This window comes from Ruegeria sp. CDSA193, from assembly GCF_059611885.1.
In genome coordinates this window covers 137,796-163,271 of record NZ_JBXWPN010000008.1, presented here as the reverse complement: position 1 = coordinate 163,271, position 25,476 = coordinate 137,796, and the positions used below count along the sequence as shown (strand labels likewise).

The window sequence follows — 25,476 nt, the reverse complement described above, 5'->3', positions numbered from 1 at the left end:
GTCAGTCAAACTCGGGCTCGTCCCGGTGCAAGTCGCGCACGGCAAAGGCTGTATCCTGCGCCTTGCTCAACGTCCACCGGATGCGCGTCGCATACTCCATTGCGCGGCCAGATAGAACGATCTGTTTTGTCGCGCGTGGCTTCAAACGGCCCTTTTCAAGATAAACACTTGGCTCGATTGACAATTTCCCCACACCATCATGGCGGAACACCCAAATCTCACCGCTTTTGAGCGCCATGGACACCGCCGCACCGCCCAAATCTATCGCCGCATCCACGTCCGGATGCAGATGGAACCGTATGTCAAAGCCGATACCAGTCAGGTTCGACGCATCCAGCGCCTTGTCAAATTGCCGCTTGGCCCTGTCACTTGTGGTAAGCAGAATATCTTCGCCGGTCAGCTCCCGCCCGTCAAAGCGCAGCTCGAACGTTCGGGCATGGGTCAGGCCGAACACTTTGGTATAGCCATCATGCCCGGCCATAAACCGGGTTCCCTCGAATGCGTCTTCGAACTCAACCGGAACATCCTTTGGCGCGTCGACCAGCCCTTCACGTTCCGTACCAGGAACAGCTGAGGTCAGACGCGCACTTGAAAAGCCGTCAAGACAAAGTGTCGAATGCGACGGCGTGGCGCGCCCGGCCCGACGCCATTCCAGCCCAAAGGTTTCCCCAGACCCACAATTCACAATCAGAGGTCGGCGGCCCGAGGTCAGCTCGAACGCCAGGGTCGACGCATGTGCGTTATATGACGCATCCCCTTTGGGCGGCGAACTGGCATCAATAATCACACTGGTCCGTGCCGCATAGAGACGGGCAAATCCCATGGACAGGCCGTTCTCGCTCTGCGGTCTGACGCCGCTTTGCGCCAGAGCCTGATCCAGACGCCCCTCGACCCCGCGCCCGCCCCCGTGGAAACGGGCCAGTGCACCATCCGAATGACGCAGATTACGCATGGTCGGGGCCATCCGTTTAATCGCATTCGCCTGCGCCCCAGGTGTACCCCGCCCCAAATCGCTAAGTGCCGCCGATGTCCAGGCGAGCAGCGTGAAGACTTCCAGCAGCTCCTCTGGGTTACGCGTGGAGATACCACCTTTTTGATCTATCTGACTGTCACATTCCCGCGCCAGAGCGCGCAGGGCGGGCTCTGCCATCTGCTCAAGCCCTTCCAAAGCCAAACCAGCTTGCACCAGACCGGCTAGCGCCTCGAACCGGGGCAGGCCAGGCGTCGCAGCATGCCAGCGTTTCGACAGGAACCAGGCCTGCTGAGATAGCGAACTGAAAAAGACCTTGCTTTGTTGCTCATCCACACCGCGCAGCAAAAAGATCGCGTGATTGATCCAACGCATCACTCGCCGGCCTGTCAGATCAGGTGCCCAACCGGGCCCGTGCCCGCGCCCATGTGCTTCGATCCAGCCCCAGACCCAGCGTTGCGCCTTTTCACGCGCCCGGATGTCGCCAACAGCCGCCAGATCATCCAGCCAGGCAAAACCGTGGCGTTCATCGTCGAATCCGGTGCTGGGCGCAGTGACATCCCATAAGCCTGTATCCTGCGCCTCAACCAGATAGCCCGAGAACAGCAGGTTCCCAGCCACCAACTGACGCCCGCGCGCAAATGATCCAACCGTGCGTGGTTCCGGATCGCCCACAAATCCGGTAACGGCCTTGCGCCGCTGACTGAGCCGCGCATAAAGCCGGTTCTGAAACCGTGACCATCGGTTTGCCATGGTGTCCGAATTTGACATGACGCTTGTTACTCTGCCCCTTGCGCTCTGCTGGCGCCTGAGACCCAACGATAGACCGGAGCAATCGTCAAGTCATCGAAAAGCGTGCCTTTAGGTCGATTTCGTCAGACAGGCGATATAGAACCCGTCCATGCCGCCCGTGCCCGGCCAATAGTCAGGCCGCAGACGCAAACCGCCCTCTTCCGTGATCCAGCTGGTTTCGATCCCTGCGACCTGCAAAGCGGCCCGGTCCACCTGCATGTCCGGATACATCTGCAGCGCCTCTTCGACCTGCACCTCGCCCTCATCCGGCAGCAGGGAACAGGTGCAGTATACCAGCCGCCCGCCGGGTTTCAGCAAGGTCCAGGCATGGGCAAGCATCTGCGTTTGCAGCTCGATCAGTGCGCCGAATTCCGAACCATCCTTGGCAAAGGGCAGATCGGAATGGCGGCGGATCGTGCCGGTTGCAGAACAGGGCGCGTCCAGCAGGATGGCGTCATACTGGCCCTGGTGTTCCAGCGCGTCGCCTGCGATGACTTCGCCCTTCAGCCCGGTGCGCGTCAGGTTCTCGCGCACCCGTTCCAGCCGCGATTCCGAGATATCGAGTGCGGTTACATCCGCCCCCGCAGCCGCCAGCTGCAGCGTCTTGCCGCCGGGCGCGGCGCATAGGTCCAGAATTTTCTCTCCGGCCTTAGGCGCCAGAACTCGGACAGGCAGTGCGGCGGCGGCATCCTGAACCCACCAGTCACCGCGATCATATCCCGGCAGAGCGGACACCTGCCCCGCATCCCGAACCCGCATCGAACCGGTCGGAAGCATCTCACCCGGCGCAGTTGCCCCTGGCTTGACCGAAAGATCCAGCGGCGCGCCCTCGAAATGCGCCAGTTCCATTCCGGTCATGGCCTCGGCACCCCAGGCCATGATCAACGGATCACGCAGCCACTCGGGCAGGCGCGGCACACGCATTTTCGGCCAAGCCTCTGGCCCTTCTGCCGCGACCTTTCGCAGAACCGCGTTCACCAACCCCTTGAGCCGCCCATGCTTGCGCGAGCGACCGACAATCTCAACCATGGAATTTACGACGCCATGCGCTGCCTCGCCATGGCACAGCTCAACCGCTCCCAGACGCAGGGCATTATGCACGGTCAGGGCGGGGGTGCGGTTCAGGTGATTGTCCAACAGACGGTCGGCGCGTTCGAGCCCACGCAGCGTTTGCAACGCCAGCCGCTGTGCCCGCGCCCGGTCTTCTGGTGCCAATCGCTCCAGCGCACCTGCAGCCAGACATTCTGACATCAGCCGCCCCTCACCCAAGATCTGATCCAGAAGGTAGATTGCGCTGCGTCGCGCGGCCGTTGCGTTATCGGACATTGAATCGCCTTTGATGTGACCCTCGTCCGCATTGCCAAGGGCGGACGGGGGCGTATATCAAGCCAATGCACTGAAAGGAACCCGATGTCATGAGTGACGAGCCCAAAGACCTGCCGCCTGCCGCACAACGCGCGCTGGCCGAGGCGGAGGACCGCCGCCGCAAGGCCGAAGCCGACGCAAAAGCGCAACCCAAAGAGCTGGGCGGACGCGACGGCCCCGATCCTGCACGTTATGGCGATTGGGAAAAGAAAGGCATCGCGATAGATTTCTGATCAATCCCCGCGCAGGGCCTGCAGAAAATCCGCGATGAGCGCCCTTTGCTTATTGGATTTCGCACGCTCTTCGGGCCAGGTCAGCCAATAGCCATCTTTTGCGTTCAATTCGGGCAAATCCAGTCGACGCAACCGCCCCGCTCGCAAGTCTGATTGCGCCAAGGGCATGGATCCCAACACAACGCCCAAACCCTGCCGAGCCGCCGAAATCGCATGTTCCATCGAATCGAAGCTCATTTTCGAGGGCGGCAGGTCGGTCTGAGTGGTGTTTTTCGCCCAATCACGCCAGCCGGGCCTTTCACCGCGCAGATCAATCAAGGGCGCGGACCAATCCACACCCGGCGCTGCCATCGGCACTAGCACTTCGGCCGCAATCAGTTCGGCATCTCGCCCGGGCCACGCCCCACGCCCATAGCGGATTTGAAGCCAAGTCCTTTCTTCATCCAACGAAGACCGTCGCGCCACAGAATCTGTCAGCACCCGAACTTTGGGGCGCAGGTCGTGAAAACGTGCAAGAGCGGGTATGACGAGGGCTTTAATATGGGACGACAGGCCAGCCACCCGCAATTCGCGCGGGGATTTTCCGAAAAGGTCTTCGGTATTGCGCTCGAGCGCCTGCAAGCTGTCCTGAACCAGCGGCAGATAGCTTTCGCCCTCGACGGTCAGCGATACACCGCGCGCCTCGCGCACAAACAGCGTGCGGCCCAACCAGGCCTCAAGGTTGCCGATGCGCTGACTGACGGCAGCCTGCGTTAGACCGAACTCGCGCGCCGCTGCCGAGAATCCACCCAACCGCCCCGCCGCTTCGAATACGCGCAACCAGTCCAGAGGGGGCAAGCCGATCTTCTTTTTATCCATAAGTTTTTCCAGGCCTTAGCAGCAACAAGGATTAATTGTCGTAATGCCACAGGGGGCGTATATCCTCAAGCAAAGCCCGCGCGAACAGGAGAAACCCCATGCTGCGCTCTGCCACCCATACTCCGTCAATCGTCACCGTGGAATTCGATACAGGCCCAAGTGCCCGCTTTCACGCCATCTGGCTACGCGACAACGCGCTTGATCCTGAAACACGGGCACCGGGCAACGGACAGCGCCTGATCACCATTGGCGATATCCCCGCCGATACCATGGTCAGCGCTGCCTCAGTGGCCAACGGCGACCTCACCGTCACATTTCAACCCGAAAATAAGACTGTCACTTTCCCCGCCGATTGGCTGGCTGCGCATAGCTATGACCAAGAGGACAGCCGCGCCTTTGGCCGCACCGCGCCCGGGATCACCACCTGGGAGCAAGGGCTCGACGCGCCCAGCGCCGACTGGAGCGACGTCCACACCAAACCCGCAGCCAAGCGCGGCTGGCTGGCAATGGTCGCCGAATACGGGTTTGCCAAACTGACCGGTGGCCCGACCGAACCGGAATCCCTGTTGAAGGTGGCTGATCTGTTCGGATACGTCCGTCAGACCAACTATGGCCCCTATTTCGAGGTTCGAACCGAGGTGAACCCGACCAACCTGGCCTTTACAGGGCTTGGCCTGCAGGCGCACACGGACAACCCTTATCGCGACCCGGTACCGACATTGCAGATCCTGTACTGCCTGGAGAACAGCGCCGAGGGTGGCGATTCCATTGTTGTGGACGGGTTCCGGGCGGCGGAAAAACTGCGCGATCAGAACCCCGATGGATTTGCGCTGTTGGCAGGTTTCCCGGCGCGGTTCGAATACAAGGGCTCGGACGGGGTCTGCCTGCGGTCGCGCCGCCCAATGATTGAGCTATCGCCCGATGGCGAGTTGATCGGTATCCGCTTTAACAACCGCTCGTCGGCTCCGTTTGTGGACATCCCTTTCGATCTGATGGAGGCCTATTACGCCGCCTATCGCCAGTTGGGTGAGATAATCGACGATCCGGCCATGGGCGTGTCGTTCAAGCTGGAGCCGGGCGAAAGCTTCATCGTTGACAACACCCGCGTCCTGCACGCGCGTCTGGGCTATTCCGGCGCCGGGTCGCGGTGGTTGCAAGGCTGCTACGCCGACAAGGACGGTTTACTGTCAACCCTGGCGGCGATGGAACTGGCGACACTGGAGGCGGCGGAATGAAACCTGATTTCTCGACCCTGACCCCCGACAATATCGTGGCCTTCATCGGGGATATCTTTGACCGCCGCGGCGGCGAGGAATATCTGGGCGAACCCGTCACCATGGCAGAACACATGCTGCAGGGCGCGACCATTGCCGAACAGAACGGCATGCCCGAAGAGATCATCGTAGGGGCATTGCTGCATGATATCGGTCATTTCACATCCGAATTCGGCACGTACCACCCCGACGACACCGAAGACCGCCATCACGAAGATGCAGGCGCCGAGGTGCTGGAACAGTTCTTTCCGTCAGTTATCACCGATTGCTGCCGCTATCACGTGGCGGCCAAACGGTATCTTTGCGCTACCAAGCCCGAATATTTCAACCGCCTGTCCACGGCTTCGGTTCATACACTGGAACTGCAAGGCGGGCCGATGAGTGCCAGAGAAGTTGCCGAATTCGAGCAGAACCCGAACCTGAAAGAGATCATTCAGGTGCGTTATCTGGACGAAGCAGGTAAACGTGCAGACATGGAAACCCCCGATTTCAACCATTTTGCGCCGATGGTGCAGCGAATGGTCGAAAAATATCAGGAGCTCACATGAACGCCCCAGAATACATTTTTGAGGCCAACACCAAACCCTCCCTGCCTTGGCACGAGGTCCCCTTGATCCGTGCTACAGACCAGTCGGTCAAGGACTATGGCTGTCTGGTCGACGACCCCGAAGAATTCGAAATTGAAATCGTCCGTTGGCCGCAACAGGGTTGGCGGTCCATCGACGAAGGTACCGGTGATGAGGCCGGTTGGGTCGAAGGCACATTTCATGGTGAGTGGAAAGGGGACGTCCTTTACGGTGAGAACGAAGCGGTCAACGGCCACTATGTCCTCGGCTGGTCCACTGATCCGCAACAGGCCAACGCCAACCGGCAAACTGCTCCGCGTGATCAAGTTCTGCTTTGGCACATGAACTATCACCCCGATGGCGGACAGATGTTCTGGCCGATCGACAACAAGCCTTTCATCATCCCTGCCGCATTGCCGGGCGACAATCTGACACCGGAAAAGGTGGTGGCCTTTTGGTGTGATGGGTCACGCGGGCTGTATATCCATCCTGGCATCTGGCACGAGGGGATATTCCCGGTCGAGGACTATCAGCGTTTTCTGGATCGGCAGGGCAAGGTTCACGCGCGGGTCAGTGCGGATATCGGCAAAGAATTCGGCGTCTATCTCGCCTGCCCTTTGCGCGCAGATAAGATCCGAGAGTTGTAGTCGGTCTGTCGGCTCCCGGGCGGTGTCAAAGCCCCAGAACGTCCACCATGTCATATTGGCCAGGCGCTTTACCCTGCCCCCAAAGTGCGGCTTTCAGGGCGCCGCGCGCGAAAATGGCGCGGTCAGTGGCCAGGTGGCGCAGCACGATGCGTTCGCCCGGTGCCGCGAATAGCACGTCATGCTCACCCACGATGTCGCCGCCGCGAATGGCATGGAACCCGATATCGCCCCGTTTGCGCGCGCCGGTCATACCATCGCGGCCCCGATCGGACACCTCAGCCAGATCTACACCACGCCCTTCGGCAGCGGCCTCGCCCAGCATCAGCGCGGTGCCCGAGGGCGCATCGACCTTGTGGTGGTGATGCCCTTCGATCACCTCGATATCGAAATCTTCATCCAACGCGGCAGCGACCTTTTTGGTCAGCTGTACCAGCAGGTTCACACCCAGGCTCATATTTCCCGCCCGCACGATCACCGCATGACGTGAAGCCGGCTCCAGAGCGGCAATCTGCTCGTCACTCATCCCGGTAGTGCCGATCACATGCACACAGCGCGCCTGCGCCGCCAACGCGGCGAATTCCAGCGTCGCCTCGGGTGCGGTGAAATCAATCACGGCCTGCGCCTGGGCAAAGGCCTCCAGCGGATCGTCGGTCACCGTGACGCCCAGCGATGCACCGCCCATGGCCACGCCCACATCCTGCCCAACCCAATCATGACCCGTGCGCTCGACCACGCCGACCAGGCGGGCCTGATCACTGTCGGTCACGGTCCTGATCAACATCTGACCCATACGGCCCGAAGCCCCTGTGATGACGATCCCCGGAATATGGGTCATTGCGCTGGTCCTTTCGCATTGATTGGCTCAAAGCCTCCTACCCGGTTCGCACCCGCTTGGCAAAGCCCCGCTTTGCGCTTAGATCGGGGATATGGCTAAGAACAAATTCCACGATGGCCCCGGCCCGTCCCAACGACAGCTGCGTGTCGGCGAACTGATCCGCCGCACCCTGTCCGAGGTTCTGGCGCGCGGAGATGTCCACGATCCCGACCTGAATCGCATGTCAATCACCGTGGGTGAGGTGCGCACCTCACCCGATCTGAAGATCGCCACCGCCTTTGTGCTGCCCCTGGGCGGCAAAGGGCAGGAGGATGTAATCGAACTGCTGGCCCGCAACAAACACGAGCTGCGGCGCATGGTTGGTAAAAAGGTCGGGCTAAAATTCTCCCCCGATCTGCGATTCCGGCTGGATGACACATTCGACCGTTTGGATGACACCCGCCGCATGTTCGATCAGGACGCGGTGCGCCGCGATCTCGACGAGTGATCCGGGCATTTGTCACTTTGGGCGCTTTCCTGTGGGCGGCACAAACCGGGGCAGTGACATGCGAAAAGGTCACGCATAGTGACAAACGCTACACTGTCTGCGAGGTGGATGCCGCGAATGAGGACATGCGCTTGTTCCTCAATGACGAGAATGGCGACCTGCTAGGGCATTTCTCGGCGGTGAATGAGGCGCTGGAGCCCGTTGGCAAGCGTCTGGCCTTTGCGATGAACGCAGGCATGTATCACGACGACCGCTCGCCCGTCGGCCATTATGTCGAGGACGGGCAGGAGCAGATGCGTGTGATCCCGAACCCCGGTCCCGGAAACTTCGGCCTTCTGCCCAACGGGGTGTTCTGCATCCGTGAGGGCCGCGCCGACGTGTATGAGACGCTCGAGTTTATTGATCAGGCCCTCGAATGTCGCTTTGCCAGCCAATCCGGCCCGATGCTTGTCATCGACGGAGAGCTGCACCCAAGGTTCCTGCCTGATTCGACGTCGGTTTATGTGCGCAATGGCGTGGGCACCAGCGCCGATGGCACCCGCGCGGTGTTCGCCATTTCCGAGGATTACGTCACCTTCCACCAATTCGGCAGCCTGTTCCGCGATGTGCTGGAAACGCCGAATGCGCTGTTCTTCGACGGCAATATCTCTCGCATGTATGACCGGGCGAACAGCAGATCCGATGTCGGGTTCTCGCTGGGGCCGATTGTCGCTGTGGTTGAAGACACGCCCTGAAATTGACAGGGCCAGACCGATCCGCTAACTCGCGCGCCTCGGCATAGAACAAGGTGCACAATGGGACGCAAACGCAAGGGTCGCGACATTTCCGGTTGGCTGGTGGTGGACAAGCCCGCGGGCATGACCTCGACCGCCGTGGTCAACAAGGTGCGCTGGGCAATGGACGCAAAGAAGGCGGGCCATGCGGGCACGCTGGACCCCGAGGCCACCGGCGTTCTGGCCGTGGCTTTGGGTGAGGCGACCAAAACCGTTCCCTATATCACCGACGCACTCAAGGCCTATACCTTCACCGTGCGACTGGGTCAGGCCACCAATACCGATGACGCCGAGGGCGAGGTAATCGCAAGCAGCGATGCGCGCCCTTCGGATGATGACATCAAAGAGGCCCTCGCGCCCTTTATTGGTGAAATCATGCAAGTTCCGCCGAAATTCTCGGCGGTGAAGATCGACGGGCAGCGCGCCTATAAGCTGGCCCGCGATGGCGAGGATGTGGAACTGGCCGCCCGCCCCTTGTGGGTCGAGGAACTGGTTCTGGTTGATCGCCCAGATGCCGACCACGTCATGCTGGAAATGACCTGCGGCAAGGGTGGTTATGTCCGATCGATCGCCCGCGATCTGGGGGCCGCGCTGGGGTGCTACGGCCATGTCCGCGAGCTGCGCCGTATCTGGTCCGGCCCGTTCGAGACCAAAGACGGGCTGAGCATTGAACAGATCGACGAGATGGCCAAAACCACCGCGCTGGATGATTTCCTGCACCCGCTGGAAACTGGCCTATCGGACCTGCCCGAACTGAAATGCACGCCCGAAGGTGCGACCCGTCTGCGTAACGGCAACCCTGGTATGGTTCTGGCGTCCGATGTGGAATACGGGGATGAGGCCTGGGCCTCGCTGGATGGTCAGGCTGTGGCGGTCGGCATCTATAAATCCGGCGAATTGCATCCCAGCCGGGTGTTCGTCACGTAATCTGCGTGCTAGTCGAAACCCATGATCACGCGCACACATACCAAGGGCGACGCGCCCTCGACCGCTGTTTATTCGGATTGCGAAAGATACCGCTATAGCCTGACGCGCATCTGGGATCCGGCCGGGCGCAAGGCGCTGTTTGTGATGCTGAATCCGTCCACCGCGACCGAGGTGCAGAACGATCCCACGGTGGAACGCTGCGAACGCCGGGCACGCGCGCTGGGGTTCGGCGCGTTTCAGGTCACCAATATCTTTGCATGGCGCGATACTGATCCACGCAAGATGCGGGCCGCTGCCGATCCGGTGGGGCCAGAGAATGACATGGCCATTCTGAATGGCGTGGGCTGGGCCGATCACGTCATCGCTGCCTGGGGCACCCATGGCGCGCATTTGGATCGAGGCACCGCCGTCGAAACCCTGCTGCGCGGCACCGGTCAGCCGGTGTACCACCTTGGGCTTACCAAGGACGGCCACCCCAAGCATCCGCTCTATATCGCCTATACCCAAAACCCCGAACCCTGGTGACAAAGGGTTAACCACAAGCTCAGCTAGGCTTTGACCAAAGCTCTGATTGCATGAGACATTTCACCCTCGAAGCAATGCGTTCAAGGAGGTTGTCATGTTTCTGATCGGATTGCTGAGTCTGGCGGCTGTCGGCGGGGCCGCCTATGCCATCGGCGATGTCTTTGACATAGATGAAGATCCCGGTGAGGACGATGTCGTCGACGACCAGCCTCCTGCGGTCGAAACAGGCGAATTCCTTGACGTCGGTGAGAATGTCGAGGAACCCGAAGCGCCCGAGATTCCGACCGGGACCATCATATCCGAAATCGAGGGCGACATGATCATCGCAGGTACCGAGGATCTGGACATCCTGACCGGCCAGGACGGCGACGATCAGATCAATGGATATGCGGGGGATGACACGATTTATGGTGGCGAAGGCGATGACACCCTGCATGGAGGAGGAGGCGCTGATACGATCTTTGGCGGCACTGGCCAGGATGTCATTCACGGCGAAGCGGGCGATGATCAAATCTCGGGCGATGAGGGGGATGATGCACTTTACGGGCATTTCGGCGCAGATCACCTGGACGGCGGGATGGGCGAGGATGAGCTGTATGGCGGGCAGGATGACGACATTCTGACCGGCGGTGAGGGCGATGACGCACTGCATGGCGGGTTTGGTGATGACCGGTTGAGCGGTGGCGAAGGCGAGGACGTGCTGTTCGGCGGTGATGGCGACGATATTCTGGACGGGCAGGATGGAGAGCACCCCGACGCGGTGGATTTCCTGAACGGTGGCGCCGGGGATGATACGATCATTGCTGAAAGCGGGGATATCGTAACCGGAGGCGAAGGCGATGATGACATCGCTGTTTCGCCCGAACCGGATGACGACGCCGTAACCGTCATGGATTTTCAGCCCGGTCAAGACAAGCTGCTGATCTCATGGGAAGGTCAGGAAAACCCGGACATTCAGATCAAGACAGACACCGAAGACGAGAACCTGACCCATGTAATTGTCGACGGGCAGAACGTGGTGCAGCTGATCGGGGCAGACGGAATCAGCGCCGATGACATTCAACTGATATCCTCAGGCGATCTGGCGCAGCTCAGCGCGCTGGGCTGAATTTCCAGAATCCCTTTGCCATTGACCGCAAATGCGCCTATACGCGCGCATCCGTGTCGGAATCGATGCGGTTTTCTCCATGGGCCTGCGCTGGACGACATCCCGGCCTGTGCCATCAACCCTAACCTTTTCAAAGGAGACCCCGATGTCGATTACTGCCGCTGAAAAAGATCGCGTCATGAAAGAATTCGCAACCAAGGACGGCGATACCGGTTCGCCAGAAGTCCAGGTTGCCATCCTGACCTCGCGTATCACCACCCTGACCGAGCACTTCAAGACCCACAAGAAAGACAACCACGGTCGCCGTGGTCTTCTGAAGATGGTTGCCCAGCGCCGTAAGCTGCTGGACTATCTGAAAGGCAAAGAAGAAGCACGGTACCAGGACCTGATCAAAAAGCTGGGCATCCGCCGCTAAGCGCACGCTGCTGTTTTTGATACAGAGGCTGAAAAGCCTATAGATCATGATACGCTCGCCATTCGGCGGGCGTATTTGGTTTTGGGGTTCTCTCCGACCTTGAAGCAAAGCCTTTCGCTGCCTTCTCGATGACCGATCACGACAACATCTCGGACGATGGAAACTTTTTTCGCGCCGTGTGATCCACTTCACCGACAAGCTGCTCAAATCGCTGCAGTCTAGGAACTGTAGTGAGTAGGCGCTTATTTTTTTTCGAGCGTTAGGTTTTTCATAGTCCTCCCTTTTCAAGGCGCGCCCACAATGGGCGCGCCCGTTTTTATTGGGAGCCACGGTTCCGCCTGCTTGCACGATAGAATCGCCCCTAAAGACGGCCGCTTTTTTGCCTTCAGGACCGTTGAATTTGCCCGTGATGAACAGGTGTCAAATTGTGACGTTGCGTCGCAGAATCTCAGCGCTGGTTTAGAAAGTTGACGTAAACGTAAGCAACGTCGTGTTTTTTTATCAGAGAGTCAAAAAATGACGCGAAAGGCCAATATCTTCCCCCTTTGCACAGGATCGGTCGGTTCCTAAATGCCGCCTGTCGCTGCGGGTACACACTCACGGCAAACGGTCTTTGAGCCCTCCCACCCTCGTGGTTCGGACTGGCCCGCAGCGACAGTGTCTGACGACTATTTTACTGGAGTTAAACAATGCCTCTAAAATCAGTTTTGAACCGCGTTTTTGCAGCAAACCTTTCCCAGGCTCCTAAATCAGAAAAAAAGTCAACAATGGTCTCTGGCACAGATGGCATCGTAAAAAGAATGTCCGAGGTGGAAACTGCCGCAATCCTCCGCGGCATACTGAAAGAAGAAGAACTGGGGTCTCCCCAACCGCGTAGCAAAGAAGATTCGTTGCAATAGGCCCAGACCCGCTTTGATCCCGGATATATGAAAACCGCTTTCTGCACGATCATAATAGAATGGATCATCTTCTTTAAGCTGGAGACGGGGCCAATACGGTCCGATCTCACCCGTAATCAGTGGCTCCACCAACATCGTTAGCCACACATGTCCTCCCCAAATTTTACCTGACTCAGACTGTATTCTGCCACATCTGCACCGATCAGGGCCAAACCCTTATCCAACAGGGTGCATTTGGCGACTGGTCAATCAGAGTTTCAACATGTTATTCACCCAAATGGTTGACCGAAGCAGAATAAGGTTGTAATTCATCCAAATGGTTGAACGAGAGAGTCGATATGACCTCAATGCAATATTGAAGGCCGCGTCCGACCCGACCCGCCGCGCTATTCTGACGATGCTTGCGCAGCAGGGACCTTTGCGGGTGACGGACATAGCGCGGCAATTCGATATGAGCCTCAACTCGGTCTCCAAGCACATCAAGGTGCTGGAAAACGCCGAGCTGGTGCAGCGCCGGACCGAATGGCGCGAACATCTGATCGAGGTTCAGATGGCTCCTTTATCAGCCGTTGATTCTTGGTTTGCCGGGTTGCGTTCGATTTGGGCGCTTCGGCTGGACGCCTTGGAAACTGCTTTGGAGGACCCAGAAGATGACGGACCTGTCACTTGAAATAACGCGCGCCATTCCACATCCACCCGAAAAGGTGTTTGATGCCTGGCTCAACCCCGAGATGCTGGCAAAATTCATGCTGCCGGCACCGGGCATGACCGTGCCCGAAGCGCATTCCGACGCCAAGGTCGGCGGCCGGTTCAAAATCATCATGCGCGCGCCCGAGGCTGGCGATTTGCCGCATGAGGGCGAATACAAGGTCATCGACCGCCCCAACCGGCTGCAATTCACCTGGAATTCGCCCTACAGCCAAGACGATTCCACGGTCACACTGGATTTCACACCCACCGAAAAGGGTACCGAGCTGCGGCTGCACCACATCCGCTTTCCCTCGCAGGAAAGCCGGGACAATCACGAGGGCGGCTGGTCCGCTATCCTTGCGGCGCTGGAGACGGCACTATGATCAACTGGCTGGCCCTCGGTGCAGGGGTGGTCGCTGCCTTTTTGTTGGGCTGGCTGGTCTACGGCCCTATGGGCTTTCAGAAACGCTGGGCCGAGGGCACCCGCATCGACCCGACGCCGCCCGAAACCCCGCCACTGGGCGCGATGGCCACACAGATCGTGTTCCTGATCCTGCTGGCTGCGGTAATCGCGGTGACCGAGACCACCAATAGCCTGGGCGTCGCCCTGCTTGCGATCCTTGCGGTGGCGGCGCAGACAGCCTCGGTCGGGACATGGGCGCAAAAAAGCGGCTTCGCCATTGCGGTCGACACCGGCTATGCGCTGGGCTGTGGTATCGTCATGATCCTGGCCCACGCGATCCTGTAGGATCGCAGCGCATGCCCGACCCTCGATGGATCGGGCATGCGCCCTTTATACCCTTACTCTTCCTCGGAACTCCTGCCTTTCCAAAGCCCCCAAACTGCTGTATGGGCGGTCCATCTGAGACGTTGTGCTCTGACTCCGGCACTCGAATGGAAGATAAAGTGGGGTCGGCGGCAATGGGGCCGCCACGCAAACGGGAGACCCGCAGGGGCGGGAGTGCTCCCTTCTAGGATACGCAAATGTTTGATGTAACAAAGAAATCAATTCAGTGGGGCGAAGAGACGCTGACACTGGAAACCGGCAAGGTTGCCCGTCAGGCGGACGGCAGTGTGATTGCCACGCTGGGCGAGACCAGCGTGATGGCAAACGTGACCTTTGCGCGGAAGCAAAAACCCGGTCAGGACTTTTTCCCGCTGACCGTCCACTACCAAGAGAAATATTATGCCGCCGGTAAAGTTCCGGGTGGCTTTTTCAAGCGCGAGGCGCGCCCGACTGAAAAAGAGACGCTGACCGCGCGTCTGATCGACCGGCCGATCCGCCCGCTGTTTGTTGACGGCTTCAAAAACGAAGTTCTGGTGATGTGCACCGTCCTCAGCCACGATCTTGTCAACGACCCCGACATGGTTGCGATGATCGCAGCCTCTGCCGCGCTGACCATTTCCGGCGCACCGTTCAGAGGCCCGATTGCTGGTTGCCGCGTTGGTTTCGAGGATGGCGAATACATTCTGAACCCGACCGTAGACGACATGCAGGACCTGCGCCTGAACCCTGAACAGCGTCTGGATCTGGTTGTTGCCGGCACCAAAGACGCCGTGATGATGGTTGAATCGGAGGCTTACGAACTGTCCGAAGCCGAGATGCTGGGTGCGGTCAAATTCGCACACGAGCAGATTCAGCCGGTGATCGACCTGATCATTTCACTGGCCGAAGACGCGGCAAAAGAGCCGTTTGATTTCCAGGCGCCCGATTATTCTGAGCTGTCCGCTGCCGTTAAGGCCGCAGGTGAAGAGCAGATGCGCGCAGCCTTCGCGATCACCGACAAGCAAGAGCGCACTGCCGCTGTTTCCGCTGCCCGCGACGCAATCAAGGAAGCCCTCACCGAGGAACAGCTGGAAGACGCGAACCTTGGCTCGGCGATGAAAAAGCTGGAAGCAGGCATCCTGCGCGGCGACGTCGTCAAAGGCGGCAAGCGGATCGACGGTCGTTCGACCACCGATATCCGTTCGATCGTTGCAGAAACCTCGATGCTGCCGCGGACACACGGCTCGGCCCTGTTCACCCGTGGTGAAACACAGGCGCTGGCTGTAACCACGCTGGGCACCGGTGATGATGAGCAGTTCATCGACGCCCTGCACGGCAACTTCAAATCGAACTTCCTGCTGCATTACAACTTCCCTCCTTATTCGGTTGGTGAAGCGGGTCGCGTGGGCCCTCCGGGACGTCGTGAGATTGGTCACGGCAAACTGGCATGGCGCGCGTTGCAGGCGGTTCTGCCTGCGGCAACCGATTTCCCCTACACGATCCGCATCGTGTCCGAGATCACCGAATCCAACGGATCAAGCTCGATGGCGTCTGTTTGCGGCGGTTCGCTGTCGATGATGGATGCGGGCGTTCCGCTGAAAGCACCGGTTGCCGGTGTTGCCATGGGTCTGATCCTGGAAGATGACGGCGATTACGCGATCCTGTCGGACATTCTGGGTGACGAAGACCACCTGGGCGACATGGACTTCAAGGTTGCGGGTACCGAAAACGGCATCACCTCTCTGCAGATGGACATCAAGGTTGCGGGCATCACGCCCGAGATCATGGAGAAAGCCCTGGCGCAAGCCAAGGACGGCCGGATGCACATCCTGGGCGAGATGGGCAAAGCCCTGTCCGAGACCAATGATTTCTCGGTCCACGCACCGCGCATCGAGACCATGAACATCCCCACCGACAAGATCCGTGAAGTGATCGGTTCCGGCGGCAAAGTCATCCGCGAAATCGTCGAAGTCTCGGGTGCCAAGGTCGACATCAACGACGATGGCGTGATCAAGATCGCCTCGCCCGATGGGGAATCGATCAAGAAGGCCTACGAGATGATCCATTCGATCGTTGCCGAACCCGAAGAAGGCCAGATCTACACCGGTAAAGTGGTCAAGATCGTCGACTTTGGTGCTTTCGTGAACTTCTTTGGCAAGCGCGACGGTCTGGTCCATGTGTCCCAGATCGAAAACCGTCGCCTGAACCATCCGTCGGATGTTCTGAAGGAAGGCCAGGAAGTGAAGGTCAAGCTGCTGGGCTTTGACGACCGCGGCAAGGTGCGCCTGTCGATGAAAATCGTCGATCAGGAAACCGGCGAAGAGATCGCACCTGAGAAGAAAGAAAAGAAAGAGGAAGGCGCAGAATAATCTGCTCGCCCCTCTGATTTCTCGAAAGACCCCGGCTTTGTCCGGGGTCTTTTTTTGTTCTGTCAGCATAAACCTTGGACCAATTCCGCCCAATTCAACCGAAATCCAATCGCACCACCGGCCAGGCGAACCCACGTCTCCTACATCGACGCAACAAATCTAGGAGATGCGAAATGGAGACCTTCAAAATGCTGACTCTGACCGGACTGATCGCGACCGCCCCGGTGCTGGCTTTTGCCAACGTGACAGTCGGGGACAAGCTGGGCACCACCGAGACCGAAATCCGCACCACTCTCGAGGCGCAGGGATACCAGATCGAAGAGATCGAATTCGAAGATGGCGAGATCGAGGTTGAACTCGTCAAGGATGGCGTGGAAACTGAACTGGTCCTGAACAAGACCGATGGCGTTGTCACCGCGATCGAGCTTGAAGAGGACGACGACTGACCAGACAATCTTAAAGGAGCGCTATGAAGATTTCACAGACGTCTTTACTCTGGCTCCTTCTGGTGGTGCAGGCTGTCTGCGCCACCTTTTTCCTAACCGATGCAGCGCTAGATTGGTTTGGTGGCGAAACTGCCGGGTTCCGGCATTTGCACCAGTTCGAATTGTTCCTGTCCCTGGCTCTGATTGGTGGTCTGATTGCAACAATCACGCTGATCCGGGCGCAAGGCCTGCGCGTGCAGGACATGCAGCGTCAACTGGGCGTGGCGCAGGGCGCGTTTTCGCAGGTCATCGAAAATCAATTCACGCAGTGGCAGCTCAGCAATGCGGAACGCGATGTCGCAATCTTGTCTATCAAAGGTCTGTCGATCGCAGAAATCGCCGAGCTGAGACAGACGAAAGAAGGGACTATCAAGGCACAAAGCGCTGCGATTTACCGCAAGGCGGGTGTCTCGGGACGGCTTCAACTGCTCAGCTTTTTTGTCGAAGAGCTTTTGTCCGAACCCCTAGTCAACACGTCCTCATCGTCAGAACCCGCCGACCAGAGCCAGGCTTAATCCACGGTTGCTCTTTCCCCGCCTGACGCGGTGTTCTATGCACGGGGCATGCGATCCTTTGTCATCCATATGTCCTCGAGCACCGCGCGCCGTCCCAATGCTGATCAGCTCTGCGCGGCCCTGCCCAATGCTGAACTGTTTGAGGCCGTAAATGGCCGCGACCCTGACCAGATTTCCGGTGTCGAACTGCATTCCGGAAATCTGCACCGCCCGCATTACCCATTCCCCTTGCGACCCGCAGAAATCGGCGTGTTCGAAAGCCATCGACGCATCTGGCGCAAGCTGGTCGAGGACGATATCGACCTGGCCATCATCACCGAGGATGACCTGCGCATAGATCGGGCGCGAATGGAACAGGCGCTTGGGTTGCTGGCCTCAATCGCCACCCCCGATCACTATATCCGCATCCCCGTAAAACAGCGCGAAGTACCGGCAGAGGTCCTGGCAGAACAAGATGGCCTGCGGCTGATCCTACCCAAGGTGATCGGCCTGCAATGCGTATGTCAGATGGTGGGGAAAAACGCCGCCGAACGCCTTTTGGCGACCACCGACCAAATCGACCGCCCTGTCGATACCTTCTTGCAGATGCACTGGCTGACAGACCAGCCGGTTCACGCCTTGCAAGGCAGCGGAAATCAGGAAGTGGCACAGGAAATCGGCGGCTCGACCATTCAGACAAAACCGCCCCTGTCAGACAAATTAACCCGAGAGTTCAAGCGCGCAGCCTACCGCGCCAAGCTGCACCTGCACCCGCAGCGCCCGCCTGCTTCATCTGGCTGAAAATACCTTCCGGGGGGAATCGCGCCACGAGGCGCGATGGGGGGCAGACAGCCCCCCTGACCTGGGCCGTCTTACGACGGCGCCTTGGTCTTGCGCAGATAGGGGAAGATGGTCTCGAACTCGCCAAACTTTGCTTTGGCGTCGTCGTTTGAGACAGCAGGCGGAATGATTACGTCTTCGCCAGGCACCCAGTTCGCCGGGGTAGCCACGCCTTTCGACGACATCTGCAACCCGTCCAGTGCACGCAGAATCTCGGCAAAGTTACGTCCCACAGTCATAGGATAGGTCATCGACAGCTTCAGTTGCTTATCCGGCCCGATGATAAAGACCGACCGCACGGTCGCGCTGTCGGCCGGGGTACGCCCGTCCGGCAAATAGGCCTCGGCGGGCAGCATGTCGAAGGCCTTTGAAACGGCCAGACCATCATCGGCAATGATTGGAAAACCGGGATGCGCGTTGCCATAGGCCTCGATATCCTTTTTCCACTTCTTGTGATCTTCGACGCCGTCAACCGAAACGCCCAGGACCTTGGTGTTGCGCGCGGCCCACTCATCGCTTAGCTGCGCGACGGCCGAAAACTCGGTGGTGCAGACAGGAGTGAAATCCTTGGGGTGCGAGAACAGAATGGCCCAGCTATCCCCAATCCAGTCGTGGAACTGAAGGGTGCCCTGATCCGTTTCTGCAGTGAAATTGGGAACGGTGTCGTTGATGCGCAAACCCATGAAGCATCTCCTTTGCTAATTACAAAACCGAGTCGGTTGTCCAGAACCTAATCACTTTGCGCCGATGTTAAACAGTCAGCAAGTCACTTTAGCCCTAGGCCAGACCTCAAAATTCCATTTGATCAAATCGCGCTTGCCGGTTTCCTGAAGGCCTGACACAGTGGCGCCGAACCAAGAATCCCCGTCGCATGGTCAGGAGGATGCACCATGATCGAGAAACGCAATTTTTACATCAACGGTCAGTGGGTTGCCCCATCGGTTACGCATGATTTTCAGGTCATCAACCCCTCGACCGAAGAACCATGTGCCGTGATTTCGCTGGGCGATCAGGCCGATACGGACGCGGCTGTTGCAGCGGCCAAGGCGGCGTTGCCCGGCTGGATGGAAACCCCGGCGGAAACCCGCATCGCGATGGTCGAAAAGCTGATCGCGCTTTATGCCGAACGGTCCGAGGATCTAGCCCAGGCAATGTCGTTGGAGATGGGCGCCCCGATCGACATGGCGCGTAGCCAGCAAGTCGGAGCAGGAAGTTGGCACCTGGCAAATTTCATCCGCGCTGCCAAAGCGTTTCCTTTCGAGCGGCCGCTGGGCGATCACGCTCCCAACGACCAGATCATCTATGAGGCCGTCGGTGTCGCCGCCCTGATCACACCGTGGAATTGGCCAATGAACCAAGTCACGCTGAAGGTCGGTGCGGCTGCGATTGCGGGCTGCACAATGGTTCTGAAACCCTCGGAGCAAAGCCCGCTGAACGCGATGATCTTTGCTGAGCTGATGGATGAGGCCGGATTCCCGCCCGGTGTCTTCAACCTTGTCAACGGTGACGGGGTTGGCGTCGGGTCTCAGCTGTCCACGCACCCCGATGTGGATATGGTCAGCTTTACGGGATCCACCCGCGCGGGCACGGCGATTTCCAAAGCCGCAGCCGATACGCTGAAGAAGGTGCATTTGGAACTGGGTGGCAAGGGTGCAAACGTGGTCTTTGCCGATGCGGATGAAAAGGCCGTCAAACGTGGCGTGCTGCACATGATGAACAACACCGGTCAAAGCTGTAACGCCCCTAGCCGGATGCTGGTTCAGCGTCCCATCTATGACGCGGCGGTGGAAACCGCAGCTGAGGTTGCCAAAGGTGTCACCGTTGGCCCGGCGATGGAAGAAGGCCGCCATATCGGCCCGGTTGTGAATGAGCTGCAATGGGGCAAGATTCAGGACCTGATCCAAAAGGGTATCGACGAAGGCGCGCGCCTTGTCGCTGGTGGCACTGGCAGGCCCGAAGGGCTGAACAAGGGCTATTACGTGCGGCCCACTGTCTTTGCCGACGTCAACAACCAGATGACCGTCGCCCGCGAAGAGATCTTTGGACCGGTTCTGACCATGATCCCCTTCGATACCGAGGAAGAGGCCATCGAAATCGCCAATGACACACCCTATGGGCTGACCAACTATGTCCAGACGCAGGATAACGTCCGTGCCAACCGCATGGCCCGCGCTCTGCGGTCGGGTATGGTCGAGATGAATGGCAAATCCCGCAGCGCGGGTTCCCCGTTCGGCGGCATGAAACAATCCGGCAACGGGCGCGAAGGCGGCGTCTGGGGGCTGGAGGATTTCCTTGAGGTCAAGGCCGTCGGCGGCTGGGCTGCCGAGTAACCCACCTGCCGTCTAATCTGTTTTCGGGGCCCGTGCGCTATCTGCGCCGGGCCCTTTAGACTCTGAATCCGGCTCGAGATGAATCACAAAAACCGATCCGGGGAACTGATCGGTCAAAGCGTCTTCGATATCGTCACAGATATCATGGGCCGTCGCCACGCTCATGCCACCGTCAACGACCAGATGGAACTCGACAAAGATCATGCTGGCGGATCGGCGGCCCCGCAGGTCGTGATATTCCAGCGCCCGGCCCAGATTTGCATCGATGATGCTCCGCACCTCATCCAGTTCGGGATCAGTAAGGGACACGTCCATCAGACCGTCAATCGACTTGCGAATGACCTTCCATCCCTCCCACAGAATGTTCAGGGCGACCAGAATGGCCAGGATCGGGTCCAGGATCAGCCAGCCGGTGGCAAGGGCCAACATCAATCCGATGACAACGCCCACCGAAGTGAACACATCGGTAAAGATATGCTTTGCGCTGGCCTCAAGCGCCGGAGAGGCGTACTGCCGCCCGACCCGCAGCAACATATAGGCCCAGGCACCGTTCAGAGCGGTTGCCAGCACATTGATTGCCACCCCGGTCAGCGGGGCCTGGTCCAGATGCGACGATGACAGCGCGGCAACGGCCTCTCGCAGGATTAGAAGCGCCGCCAGCACGATCAGCACACCTTCGACAACAGCAGACAGGTATTCGGCTTTCTTGTGCCCAAAGGGGTGATTATCGTCAGGAGGTTTGCCGCCGATCGAAACCGCAAAGAACGCCAGCAAGGCCGCGACCACATTGACCACGGATTCCATCGCATCGGACAACAAGGCGACCGATCCCGTCAACCACCAGGCCAACAGTTTCAAGGCCAGAACCGCGATGGAAATCGGGATCGACCACAGGGCAAATTTCTGGATCATCGCATTGGTGTCCTGCAACCTTGGGACAGGTCTATCACTTTGTTCGATGATCCCTATGGCTTTTTCTGATCAGAAATCAAGCGTCTGCTTGTGCCGCCTCATAGGCCAGCATGGCGCGTTTCACCGGCAGGCCCCAATGATATCCACCCAGCCCCCCGGATTTTCGCAGCGCGCGGTGGCAAGGGATCAGCCAACTGACCGGGTTTCGACCCACGGCCGTCCCGACGGCGCGCACAGCTTGCGGTGATCTCACCCGTTGCGCGATCTCGGAATAGGTTGTGACCTGGCCCGAAGGGATATGCATCAGCGCTTCCCACACTTTGATCTGCAGGGGCGAGCCTATCAGATACAGAGGCGTTGGTTCCAATCGGTCGCTCACCGCGCCAAATGCACTGAGCGCCCAGGGCCGCAGGCGCATCGGGTCCTCGACGAAATTGGCATTGGGCCAACGCGACAACATATCCGCCATGGCATTTTCTTCGCCGGTTTCGGCCCCAAAGGCCATTCCGCAGATGCCCTTGTCGGTGCCCATCACCAAAGCAGGACCAAAAGGACATTCAAACCATCCCCAATAGATGGTCAAACCGGCACCCCTGCGGGCGTATTCGCCGGGGCTCATGGATTCCCATTTCAGGAACAGATCATGCAGGCGACCGCTGCCGGACAGGCCAACATTCAGAGCGGTTTCCAGTGTCGTGAACCGCTCGCGCAGCAACGCCTTGGCATGGCCCAGCGTCAGATATTGCTGATACCGCTTGGGCGATACCCCGGTCCAACGTGAGAACAGGCGCTGGAAATGCGCGGGGCTCATATCCATCTGCTGTGCCAGTTCCTCAAGACTCAGGGCCTCTCCACCCTGATCAATCAGGTCAATCGCCCGGCGCATGACATTATAATGATAGCCGCTTTCTGGGGTCTGGACATTCATGGTCGCACTCCTTCGATAGACAGAAGATGGCCTGTTACCGACCAGAGTGCGACCCGATTCTTGCGCTATCTGCCCCTCAGACCTGCGGGATAACGGTATAAGGTGCCGCCTCTTCCGGGGGTGCAACCTTTTCCATGACGTTGATGCTGACATGCGGCCAGCGGATCAGACCGGGCTTCCCGTCAAAGCGTGGGAAGAAATCCAGACCGACATTCTGCAGATACATCATCAGCAGCTTGGGTTCACCGCCAATTCCCGGCTCGTCCAGCTCCATGATCCAAAAGATCGAATCCATAACCGCCGCGTTGGCTTGTTTGACAACAAACGGAATGTTGACGATCCCGGCATCCTCAAGCGCGGTGTTGAACGGCAATATCGTGGTTTTTTTCACATTGTTCGGTATTCCAGCTGCCAGCAACAGATGCGGGTGCACAGGATCGAAGCCTGGGAACCCCGGGGCGGTCACAACGCCGTTGAACGGATTATCGTGATAATGTTTGTAGGGCGAAAGATATCCGCTGTTCAGGTCCTTTGTGGCCCCTTCGGGCAGCCCGTCCACCACCGGAATCGTTGGCGGTCCATCGATCTCGCTCGCTTCTCCAAGACCTAACAGCGAGTCGCCATGTGGCACCGTTCCCAAACGTGCAACGTTCAGATTGTTTGTGGTCAGATTGGTCATATGCAGGAACAGACCGGGCTCGTGATGGATGGCCAGATCGGCAGGTCCCGCCAGTCCGCTGTCGGGGCGATCTTCAGCCGAGAGCTGCGCGATGGACTGCTGATAATCCAGCGTAACCACAAACTGATCGGTGTTAATGGTCGGGTCTCCTGAGGCCGGGTTCGGACGCTCAATCCCGCGGTTTGGAACCGCTTTGTCAACGGTCGTGAATTGAAGCGTTTCCTCGAATTGATTAACCAGCAGACGATAGTTGAGACGGCTGCCAGGCTCGGTCGCAAACGGAAGCGCGATCATGTTCCAGCCACGTCCGCGCGTGCTGTCGCCGTTCTTCCAAACTCCGGGCAGTAATTTCAGGGGGCCGAGGTCTTCGTCTCCTTGATGGGCCAGCTCAACAGACCGATAACGGGACTGCATTTTTGCGGCAAGATCTGGGTTCGCCATGGATCAACCTTTCAACAATTAAATAAAATATCCGCCAATGCGGGAAAAATGCGCTGAAATAAAAATAGGCTGCGCCTGGCAAGAATAACACGAATCAGGCTTACCCTACGTAATCCAAAACCCACAGCTATCCGCTAAGCAGATTCTTGCTTGTGTGGTTACCCGAGCCATCGGCTTGCCCTGCGCCGCAATACGTGCATACGTCGCCGCATGGCCAAGCAACTTGATTACCACACTATCCGAGAGATTTTTACCCGCTTTCAGCAGGCTGACCCGGAACCTGAGGGTGAGCTAGAGCATGTGAATGTCTATACTCTGGTCGTAGCGGTGGCGCTGTCTGCACAGGCCACCGATGTCGGCGTCAACAAGGCTACGCGCGCCCTTTTCAAAACCGCCGACACCCCGCAAAAGATGCTGGACCTGGGCGAAGATGGCCTGATCGAGCATATCAAAACCATCGGTCTATTCCGCCAAAAGGCAAAGAACGTCATCAAGCTCAGCCATATTCTGGTCGAAGAGTATGACGGCGAAGTTCCCAATTCCCGCGCCGCGTTGCAATCGCTGCCGGGCGTCGGGCGTAAGACCGCCAATGTGGTGTTGAACATGTGGTGGCGCTATCCGGCGCAGGCCGTGGATACGCATATTTTCCGTGTCGGAAACCGAACAGGCATCTGTCCGGGAAAACATGTGGATGCGGTTGAACGCGCAATCGAAGATAACATCCCGACCGACTTCCAACTGCACGCACATCACTGGCTTATCTTGCATGGCCGGTATCACTGCAAAGCACGCAAACCTATGTGCGGAACCTGTATCATCCGCGATCTCTGCCAATTCGAGGACAAGAACCTATGAAAACCTACCAGCTCACCGGTATTGGAAACGCCGTTGTGGACGTGATCTCTCAGGCCGATGACAGTTTTCTGGAACTGATGGGCATCGAGAAGGGCATCATGCAGCTGATAGAACAGGAGCGGGGTGAACTTCTTTACGCCGCTATGGAAGGCCGCGTGCAAACGCCGGGCGGATCCGTTGCTAACACGATTGCCGGTGCCGGCGCACTGGGACTGAGCGCAGCCTTTATCGGACGCGTACATGATGATGCGTTGGGACGATTCTACGCAGAGGCGATGCACGAGGACGGTGTGGATTTCGTGAATCCGCCCGTACCGGGTGGAGAGCTTCCGACTTCGCGCTCGATGATTTTTGTCTCACCCGACGGTGAACGGTCGATGAACACCTATCTGGGGATTTCCTCGGAGCTTTCCTCGGCGGATGTGTCAGCCGAGGTCGCGGGAAACAGCCAGATCATGTTCCTTGAAGGCTATTTGTTCGACAAGGAAAAAGGCAAAGCTGCGTTCCTTCAGGCCGCACGGGATTGCCACAAGGGCGGCGGCAAGGCCGGGATCGCCATTTCTGACCCGTTCTGTGTTGAACGGCACCGGGTCGATTTCCTGCTGCTGATCGAAAATGAACTGGATTTTGTGATCGGCAACGAGGCCGAGATCAAATCCCTGTTCGAAACCAACGATCTTGAGGATGCACTGGCGAAAACCGCCGATATCTGCCCTCTGGTGGTCTGCACCCGGTCAGGCGACGGGGTAACTGTGCTGAATGAAGGTCAGCGCTTTGACATTCCGGTGGAAAAAATCGTTCCCGTCGACGCCACCGGCGCAGGCGACCAATTCGCAGCCGGGTTCCTGTTTGGCATGGCCACTGGGCGGGACTATGAGACCTGCGCCAAGATGGGCAATGTCTGCGCCCGTGAGGTGATCAGCCATATCGGCCCGCGCCCCAAGGCGGATATGATCGATTTGCTCAAGCAGGGCGGCTTGCTTTAATCGGATCAGGACTGGCCTATAATTTGT

29 protein-coding genes are annotated in these 25,476 nt (G+C 58.6%); 21 read left to right on the top strand and 8 right to left on the bottom strand.

All coding sequences use genetic code 11. The features are described from left to right. Window position 1 precedes the first annotated feature (1 nt). Together AC2FLG_RS16230 and AC2FLG_RS16225 are read right to left on the bottom strand one after the other, a co-directional pair. Window positions 2-1,741: a heparinase II/III family protein gene (locus AC2FLG_RS16230; RefSeq protein WP_496693042.1), complete on the bottom strand. Its 1,740-nt coding sequence runs from the start codon at window positions 1,739-1,741 to the stop codon at window positions 2-4. Window positions 1,742-1,831: 90 nt separating this feature from the next. Next, window positions 1,832-3,088: an RsmB/NOP family class I SAM-dependent RNA methyltransferase gene (locus tag AC2FLG_RS16225; protein ID WP_496707062.1), complete on the bottom strand. Its 1,257-nt coding sequence runs from the start codon at window positions 3,086-3,088 to the stop codon at window positions 1,832-1,834. A gap of 89 nt (window positions 3,089-3,177) precedes the next feature. Here AC2FLG_RS16225 and AC2FLG_RS16220 point away from each other — a divergent pair, with 89 nt between their 5' ends. Continuing rightward, window positions 3,178-3,360, top strand: coding sequence for a DUF1674 domain-containing protein (locus tag AC2FLG_RS16220; protein WP_281973774.1), 183 nt, complete (start codon window positions 3,178-3,180; stop codon window positions 3,358-3,360). On the opposite strand, the gene AC2FLG_RS16215 is transcribed toward AC2FLG_RS16220, so the two are convergent. Further along, window positions 3,361-4,218, bottom strand: coding sequence for a LysR family transcriptional regulator (locus AC2FLG_RS16215; RefSeq protein WP_496702583.1), 858 nt, complete (start codon window positions 4,216-4,218; stop codon window positions 3,361-3,363). It lies immediately after the preceding gene. Between the two features lie 98 nt (window positions 4,219-4,316). Between AC2FLG_RS16215 and tmpA the strand changes: the two genes are divergently transcribed. Genes tmpA through AC2FLG_RS16200 form a run of 3 tightly spaced genes read left to right on the top strand, consistent with a single transcriptional unit; the run spans window position 4,317 to window position 6,705 of the window. Continuing rightward, window positions 4,317-5,453 (top strand): 2-trimethylaminoethylphosphonate dioxygenase, encoded by a 1,137-nt coding sequence (gene tmpA / locus AC2FLG_RS16210; RefSeq protein ID WP_271952123.1) that lies wholly within the window; start codon window positions 4,317-4,319, stop codon window positions 5,451-5,453. Next, entirely contained in the window at window positions 5,450-6,040 is a 591-nt protein-coding gene (gene tmpB / locus AC2FLG_RS16205) for a (R)-1-hydroxy-2-trimethylaminoethylphosphonate oxygenase (protein ID WP_142640030.1), read from the top strand. The genes tmpA and tmpB overlap by 4 nt, the downstream gene beginning before the upstream one ends. Continuing rightward, window positions 6,037-6,705: an ureidoglycolate lyase gene (locus tag AC2FLG_RS16200; protein WP_496707061.1), complete on the top strand. Its 669-nt coding sequence runs from the start codon at window positions 6,037-6,039 to the stop codon at window positions 6,703-6,705. Before tmpB ends, AC2FLG_RS16200 begins: the two co-directional genes overlap by 4 nt. A gap of 25 nt (window positions 6,706-6,730) precedes the next feature. Here AC2FLG_RS16200 and dapB read toward each other — a convergent pair whose 3' ends face one another. Then, window positions 6,731-7,540: a 4-hydroxy-tetrahydrodipicolinate reductase gene (gene dapB / locus AC2FLG_RS16195; protein WP_496707060.1), complete on the bottom strand. Its 810-nt coding sequence runs from the start codon at window positions 7,538-7,540 to the stop codon at window positions 6,731-6,733. Between the two features lie 91 nt (window positions 7,541-7,631). Between dapB and rbfA the strand changes: the two genes are divergently transcribed. The 14 genes from rbfA (at window position 7,632) to AC2FLG_RS16125 (ending at window position 18,279) form a co-directional block, all read left to right on the top strand. Further along, entirely contained in the window at window positions 7,632-8,027 is a 396-nt protein-coding gene (rbfA, locus tag AC2FLG_RS16190; RefSeq protein ID WP_142640024.1) for a 30S ribosome-binding factor RbfA, read from the top strand. After that, a complete protein-coding gene (locus AC2FLG_RS16185) occupies window positions 8,024-8,761 on the top strand; it encodes a phosphodiester glycosidase family protein (RefSeq protein ID WP_496707058.1) in 738 nt (245 codons plus the stop codon). Before rbfA ends, AC2FLG_RS16185 begins: the two co-directional genes overlap by 4 nt. A 60-nt stretch (window positions 8,762-8,821) precedes the next feature. After that, window positions 8,822-9,727 carry a tRNA pseudouridine(55) synthase TruB gene (gene truB, locus AC2FLG_RS16180; RefSeq protein WP_496707056.1) on the top strand — a complete coding sequence of 302 codons (906 nt, stop codon included), beginning with the start codon at window positions 8,822-8,824 and terminating at the stop codon, window positions 9,725-9,727. 21 nt (window positions 9,728-9,748) lie between these two features. Then, complete coding sequence (locus AC2FLG_RS16175; RefSeq protein ID WP_496707055.1) at window positions 9,749-10,252, top strand: DUF1643 domain-containing protein; 504 nt, start codon at window positions 9,749-9,751, stop codon at window positions 10,250-10,252. A gap of 94 nt (window positions 10,253-10,346) precedes the next feature. Beyond that, window positions 10,347-11,360, top strand: a complete 1,014-nt coding sequence (locus tag AC2FLG_RS16170; RefSeq protein WP_496707053.1) for a calcium-binding protein — start codon at window positions 10,347-10,349, stop codon at window positions 11,358-11,360. Window positions 11,361-11,505: 145 nt separating this feature from the next. Next, the gene (gene rpsO / locus AC2FLG_RS16165; RefSeq protein ID WP_142640015.1) at window positions 11,506-11,775 is read left to right on the top strand and encodes a 30S ribosomal protein S15; all 270 of its coding nucleotides are present in this window, start codon (window positions 11,506-11,508) and stop codon (window positions 11,773-11,775) included. 689 nt (window positions 11,776-12,464) lie between these two features. Continuing rightward, entirely contained in the window at window positions 12,465-12,674 is a 210-nt protein-coding gene (locus AC2FLG_RS16160) for a hypothetical protein (protein ID WP_142640013.1), read from the top strand. 316 nt (window positions 12,675-12,990) lie between these two features. Next, window positions 12,991-13,344, top strand: a complete 354-nt coding sequence (locus AC2FLG_RS16155; RefSeq protein ID WP_142640011.1) for an ArsR/SmtB family transcription factor — start codon at window positions 12,991-12,993, stop codon at window positions 13,342-13,344. Then, complete coding sequence (locus tag AC2FLG_RS16150) at window positions 13,325-13,747, top strand: SRPBCC family protein (RefSeq protein WP_496707052.1); 423 nt, start codon at window positions 13,325-13,327, stop codon at window positions 13,745-13,747. The genes AC2FLG_RS16155 and AC2FLG_RS16150 overlap by 20 nt, the downstream gene beginning before the upstream one ends. Next, window positions 13,744-14,112: a DUF1761 family protein gene (locus AC2FLG_RS16145; protein WP_142640007.1), complete on the top strand. Its 369-nt coding sequence runs from the start codon at window positions 13,744-13,746 to the stop codon at window positions 14,110-14,112. Before AC2FLG_RS16150 ends, AC2FLG_RS16145 begins: the two co-directional genes overlap by 4 nt. 236 nt (window positions 14,113-14,348) lie before the next feature. After that, window positions 14,349-16,499: a polyribonucleotide nucleotidyltransferase gene (gene pnp, locus AC2FLG_RS16140; RefSeq protein WP_281973783.1), complete on the top strand. Its 2,151-nt coding sequence runs from the start codon at window positions 14,349-14,351 to the stop codon at window positions 16,497-16,499. A 173-nt stretch (window positions 16,500-16,672) separates the two neighbouring features. Continuing rightward, on the top strand, window positions 16,673-16,945 hold the full coding sequence (locus tag AC2FLG_RS16135) for a PepSY domain-containing protein (RefSeq protein WP_282027882.1): 273 nt from the start codon (window positions 16,673-16,675) through the stop codon (window positions 16,943-16,945). Between the two features lie 23 nt (window positions 16,946-16,968). Further along, on the top strand, window positions 16,969-17,499 hold the full coding sequence (locus AC2FLG_RS16130) for a helix-turn-helix transcriptional regulator (protein WP_496707050.1): 531 nt from the start codon (window positions 16,969-16,971) through the stop codon (window positions 17,497-17,499). Between the two features lie 48 nt (window positions 17,500-17,547). After that, a complete protein-coding gene (locus AC2FLG_RS16125; protein WP_282027884.1) occupies window positions 17,548-18,279 on the top strand; it encodes a glycosyltransferase family 25 protein in 732 nt (243 codons plus the stop codon). A gap of 71 nt (window positions 18,280-18,350) precedes the next feature. On the opposite strand, the gene AC2FLG_RS16120 is transcribed toward AC2FLG_RS16125, so the two are convergent. Further along, entirely contained in the window at window positions 18,351-19,001 is a 651-nt protein-coding gene (locus tag AC2FLG_RS16120) for a peroxiredoxin (RefSeq protein WP_496707048.1), read from the bottom strand. A gap of 207 nt (window positions 19,002-19,208) precedes the next feature. On the opposite strand from AC2FLG_RS16120, the gene AC2FLG_RS16115 reads away from it, so the two are divergent. Beyond that, window positions 19,209-20,648 (top strand): aldehyde dehydrogenase family protein, encoded by a 1,440-nt coding sequence (locus AC2FLG_RS16115; RefSeq protein ID WP_142639996.1) that lies wholly within the window; start codon window positions 19,209-19,211, stop codon window positions 20,646-20,648. A gap of 12 nt (window positions 20,649-20,660) precedes the next feature. Here the strand turns inward: AC2FLG_RS16115 and AC2FLG_RS16110 are convergent, their stop codons facing one another. The 3 genes from AC2FLG_RS16110 to AC2FLG_RS16100 form a co-directional block, all read right to left on the bottom strand. Beyond that, entirely contained in the window at window positions 20,661-21,560 is a 900-nt protein-coding gene (locus AC2FLG_RS16110) for a cation diffusion facilitator family transporter (RefSeq protein WP_496707046.1), read from the bottom strand. Between the two features lie 76 nt (window positions 21,561-21,636). After that, the gene (locus AC2FLG_RS16105; protein WP_496707044.1) at window positions 21,637-22,488 is read right to left on the bottom strand and encodes a bifunctional helix-turn-helix domain-containing protein/methylated-DNA--[protein]-cysteine S-methyltransferase; all 852 of its coding nucleotides are present in this window, start codon (window positions 22,486-22,488) and stop codon (window positions 21,637-21,639) included. 76 nt (window positions 22,489-22,564) lie between these two features. After that, window positions 22,565-23,608: a heme-binding protein gene (locus AC2FLG_RS16100; RefSeq protein WP_496693054.1), complete on the bottom strand. Its 1,044-nt coding sequence runs from the start codon at window positions 23,606-23,608 to the stop codon at window positions 22,565-22,567. A 210-nt stretch (window positions 23,609-23,818) separates the two neighbouring features. Here AC2FLG_RS16100 and nth point away from each other — a divergent pair, with 210 nt between their 5' ends. Then, window positions 23,819-24,463 (top strand): endonuclease III, encoded by a 645-nt coding sequence (gene nth / locus AC2FLG_RS16095; RefSeq protein WP_496707042.1) that lies wholly within the window; start codon window positions 23,819-23,821, stop codon window positions 24,461-24,463. Then, complete coding sequence (locus AC2FLG_RS16090; protein ID WP_142639987.1) at window positions 24,460-25,449, top strand: adenosine kinase; 990 nt, start codon at window positions 24,460-24,462, stop codon at window positions 25,447-25,449. Before nth ends, AC2FLG_RS16090 begins: the two co-directional genes overlap by 4 nt. Window positions 25,450-25,476 lie beyond the last annotated feature (27 nt).